Source organism: Chlorobium sp. KB01, assembly GCF_001975465.1.
In the GTDB taxonomy this organism is placed as follows: domain Bacteria; phylum Bacteroidota; class Chlorobiia; order Chlorobiales; family Chlorobiaceae; genus Chlorobium.
Window position 1 is genome coordinate 1 of record NZ_MPJE01000074.1, and the last position, 4,334, is coordinate 4,334.

The window sequence follows — 4,334 nt, forward strand, 5'->3', positions numbered from 1 at the left end:
GTTGATCCAGTCGCTTAAAGATGCATTTCCCGGTGATGAAATCCTTTTGCAATTGATATGATCCATGGTAGCAGGAACCGCCATTATCAACCGATCTGATAAAACTGTTCCAGAGCGGGTAGCGAAATCCGTCAATATTTATTTATACTTGAAAGGTGTCACGCATAGATAAATCCTATCAGCATTTACATGCAATCGCTTAATGTCCTGATTGTCGATGATGAAGCCAATATCCGGAAAACACTGACGGTTTTCATGGAATCACGAGGCCATCGTGTAAAGGCAGTCAGCAATTCACGGGATGCATGTGCGGAAGCTGAACAGCAGGTTTTTGATCTTGCCTTTGTTGATATCCGTTTAGGTACGGAAAGCGGTCTTGATCTCGAGCGCTCACTTTTGAATGCCTGTCCATGGATAAAAATTGTCATCATCACGGCCTATGCCTCAATAGAGACGGCAGTTGAGGCAATGAAGCGCGGTGCCTCTGACTATCTTGCCAAGCCGTTCACCCCCGACCAGCTTGAATCGATTACCGCACGTCTTGCCGAGGTATGTGCGATGGAGAGGCGCATCTCCTCTCTTCAGGAGGATTTGAACCGTATGCATCCGGAGCTCTATTTCACCTCAAGGTACCCTGCGATGCAGCGTGCCATTGAGCTTGCCCGTCAGGTTGCATCGTCCGATGCACTTGTTCTGTTGCGGGGGCCAAGCGGTACAGGCAAAACGGTTCTCGCCCGTTCCATACACAACTGGAGCCAGAGAAAGGAGCAGCCATTCGGGGTTGTATCCTGCCCATCGTTAAGTCCGGAACTGATCGAAAGCGAGCTTTTCGGCCATCTTAAAGGATCCTTTCCTGGCGCCTTGGCGGATAAACCCGGCAGAATAACCTTCTGCGAGGGTGGTACGCTCTTTCTTGATGAGATTGGTGATCTTCCGCTCTCCATTCAGCCAAAGCTTCTCCGCTTCATCCAGGATCGTGAATATGAGCAGATCGGAGATCATCACACCCGCAAGGCCGATGTTCGAATTATTGCTGCAACAAGCACCAATCTTGATCTTGCAGTCAGAGAAGGGGAGTTCCGTGAAGACCTCTTCTACCGGCTTAACGGCATCCAGATCGGTCTGCCGCCTCTTGCAGGCCGCCCGGATGATGTAGAGCACCTCGCCCTGAATATGCTGCAATTCTTTGCTGCCCGGAATCTGAAAAATCTTGATGGATTGACCGAAGAGGCACGCATTTCACTGCGGCTGTATTCGTGGCCGGGCAATATCCGGGAGTTGCGCAATGTGATAGAGCGTGCTGTGATTCTTGGAAAAAACGGTCAGATCGGCATTGAACTGCTTCCGGACTCCATTGTCGCCAAAACGCATCCGGTAAGCCTTGGTGATCCCATAACCCTTGACTCGATTGAAGAAACCCATATCCGCAGGATTCTCGCCTCATCAAAATCGCTTCAGGAAGCTGCCGATATTCTTGGCATCGACCAGGCAACGCTCTGGAGAAAAAGGAAGCAATACGGTATCTGATTCCGAAACACCGCCTTGCAAAATTCAATACTTTTTCTGCCATACCCTTGTTTTCTGCAAGATGTTCTTCTGCACCCATTCGTTATGTTTTTCAGTTGAAGGCGGGTTTCCGCCACGGTGTTCCGGTTTTTGGCTGGATTATGATAACGTTTGTGCAGAGCATCCCATCATATCCCCGGCCTAATATTTTATTCTCATTATGGCTATCAACAAGGCAGTCAGGCAGGTTAAAACATTTTTTCTCGGCGGGGCAAGAGATTTTCGTGATCACAAGATTTTTCATCAGCTCGCACTCTCCGCATTTCTTGCATGGGTGGGACTCGGTTCAGATGGGCTCTCCTCATCCTGCTATGGTCCCGCTGAAGCATTCAAGGCTCTTCAGGGACACCCTACACTTGGCATTTTTGTGGCTTTGGGAACCGGAATTACGATTCTGATTATCGCATCAAGTTATTCCCATATCATCGAACTCTTTCCTCATGGTGGCGGCGGTTATCTTGTTGCCAGCAAACTCCTTTCACCTGAGATGGGAGTTATTTCAGGCAGCGCTCTGCTTATCGATTACATCCTCACCATTACCATCTCGATTGCAAGCGGTGCGGATGCCATTTTCAGCTTTCTTCCCATTACGCTGATCGGTTATAAACTCTGGTTTGCCGTATTCGGAGTCTCAATACTGCTTGTTTTGAACCTTCGGGGAATCAAGGAGGCGGTTATGCCGCTTGTCCCCGTTTTTCTACTCTTTGTGGCTACACACCTCATTGTTATAGTCTATGCAGTCTTCTCCCACGCGGGGAACTTCGGCGCGGTCTATCACGAGACCGGTCGCGAGCTTGCCAGTTCATTCAATACCCTTGGCGTATTCGGAGTGCTCTTTCTGGTTCTGAAAGCCTATAGCCTCGGCGCCGGTACCTTTACCGGTATTGAAGCGGTCAGCAACGGACTGCCTGTTCTCAGGGAGCCGAAGGTTGAGACGGCAAAAAAAACCATGAAGTATATGGCGATCTCTCTTTCCGTGACCGTCATGGGGTTGATGCTTGCATACATTTTGTTTGATGTCCGCGACACTCCGGGCAAGACCATGAATGCCATTCTGTTTGAAGGTATTACGGCGTCATGGGGTGGCTTTTATGGTGTGGGCTTTGTCTGGGTTACCCTCTTTTCAGAAGCGGTTCTGCTCTTTATTGCGGCGCAGACCGGCTTTCTTGACGGCCCGAGGGTATTGGCAAATATGGCGCTTGACAAGTGGCTGCCGACACGCTTTGCCATGCTGAGTGACCGGCTGGTGACTGAAAAAGGGATTCTGGTGATGGGTTTTGCTTCACTTGTCATGATGCTCGCATCGAATGGCTCAGTTGATTTTCTGATCGTTCTTTATAGTATCAATGTGTTTATAACCTTTACGCTCTCCCAGCTCGGTATGGTCAGGCACTGGTGGGAGAAAAGAGATTCAGAAAAGCGGTGGCTGCAGAAACTGTTGATTAATGGTGTTGGATTGACCCTGACAACATTTATTTTAATTTCGGTTCTGATCCTCAAGTTCAATGAGGGGGGATGGGTGACCATTCTGATTACCGGTATTCTGGTTTTGGGTTCGTTTTATATCAAGAATCACTAGTGTCCGGTTATAACTCAAATAAATTTAACTGGTTACAGGTATAGGTGATCTCGTTTGTGCAAGCCGAATTCGTAACTAATTGTTTTATATCGACTTTCTCGAAAACACTGACGCTCAAAATTTGTAGGAAAGTGTAAAGCGTTATATCCAAATTCATGCGCTTTTTCACTAATGCGATAAGCACATAAGCCGATATTGCTGTCCAGATTTGTGTTTTTACAGCATTTTCGGAAGTACCATAAAATGCTTTAATTCGTAAATGTTGTTTGATCCATTTGAAGAACAGTTCGATCTGCCATCGACTTTTGTAGAGGTCTGCAATCACTTTGGGAGCAAGTTCGAAATTGTTGGTCAAGAACACATACGACTTACCGGTTTGCTGATCGACATACTTGATGCGTCTCATTTTATCAGGGTATTCTTTTGCGGATTTGACAGTCACAAGCATGATGGTTTGATCACAACGAACACCGGTAGATTTATCAACAGGATGAGAGTATCGTCGTTTAAAACTTAAATTTGATTTCGCTCTTATGACAAAGAATCCTTGGGCTTGATGCATGAAATACAGTCGTTCAAAATCGATGTAACCTCGGTCCATGATGTAGAAAGAACCCGGTTCAATGATGAGCACATCAAGCATATTGACATCATGAACCTTGCCATCGGTAATGGCGACAAAGGACGGAATGTTACCTCGTAAATCAAGCAAAGTGTGCATTTTAACCGCACCCTTGTATGTTCTGAACTTTGCCCATGGAAACAGCGCAAGACAGAGATCGATTGTAGTGGAATCCAGTGCGTACACCGTTTCTTGCAGACTGACACCAAAGGTATCTTTGCTGTAGAGTTCTCTGGCATGATTAATCAAGACATGGGCAAAGTCCTGATAAATCCGCCAGTCCCGTGTTTCGTTGGCGTAGGCCAGTGTGCTTCGGGCGATTTTGCCACGGATGCCCATATGATACAGTTTATTCTGCATGCCGAGCAGACATGTCGTGATGTCACGAAGACTTTCCCGATAGGTCAGTTGTGCAAAGAACAGGCAGAGATATTGATCAAGACAACTGAATGATTGAACCTTGTAATTGCCGTTGTACCGCTTGACACACAGGCGAAATTGATGAAGCGGCAGATGTTCAAGCAGTTGAGCAAAGATAGTTTTTCCTGTATACATCGATCATTTCTT

Annotated in this window: 3 protein-coding genes; 2 read left to right on the forward strand and 1 reads right to left on the reverse strand. The window is 47.0% G+C overall.

Going from position 1 to position 4,334, the window contains the following annotated elements; translation table 11 throughout:
- Nucleotides 1-189 precede the first annotated feature (189 nt).
- Both BOO20_RS08170 and BOO20_RS08175 read left to right on the forward strand, forming a co-directional pair.
- The gene (locus BOO20_RS08170; protein ID WP_076791959.1) at nucleotides 190-1,527 is read left to right on the forward strand and encodes a sigma-54 dependent transcriptional regulator; all 1,338 of its coding nucleotides are present in this window, start codon (nucleotides 190-192) and stop codon (nucleotides 1,525-1,527) included.
- A gap of 199 nt (nucleotides 1,528-1,726) precedes the next feature.
- Nucleotides 1,727-3,145 carry an APC family permease gene (locus BOO20_RS08175; RefSeq protein ID WP_233120929.1) on the forward strand — a complete coding sequence of 473 codons (1,419 nt, stop codon included), beginning with the start codon at nucleotides 1,727-1,729 and terminating at the stop codon, nucleotides 3,143-3,145.
- 7 nt (nucleotides 3,146-3,152) lie between these two features.
- Here the strand turns inward: BOO20_RS08175 and BOO20_RS08180 are convergent, their stop codons facing one another.
- Nucleotides 3,153-4,322, reverse strand: a complete 1,170-nt coding sequence (locus BOO20_RS08180) for an IS4 family transposase (protein ID WP_076791960.1) — start codon at nucleotides 4,320-4,322, stop codon at nucleotides 3,153-3,155.
- Between the last annotated feature and the right edge of the window lie 12 nt (nucleotides 4,323-4,334).

Coding starts and splice junctions, on each gene's coding strand:
- BOO20_RS08180 (WP_076791960.1), bottom strand. CDS start 4,322: ATGTATACAGGAAAAACTATCTTTGCTCAACTGCTTGAACATCTGCCG.
- BOO20_RS08170 (WP_076791959.1), top strand. CDS start 190: ATGCAATCGCTTAATGTCCTGATTGTCGATGATGAAGCCAATATCCGG.
- BOO20_RS08175 (WP_233120929.1), top strand. CDS start 1,727: ATGGCTATCAACAAGGCAGTCAGGCAGGTTAAAACATTTTTTCTCGGC.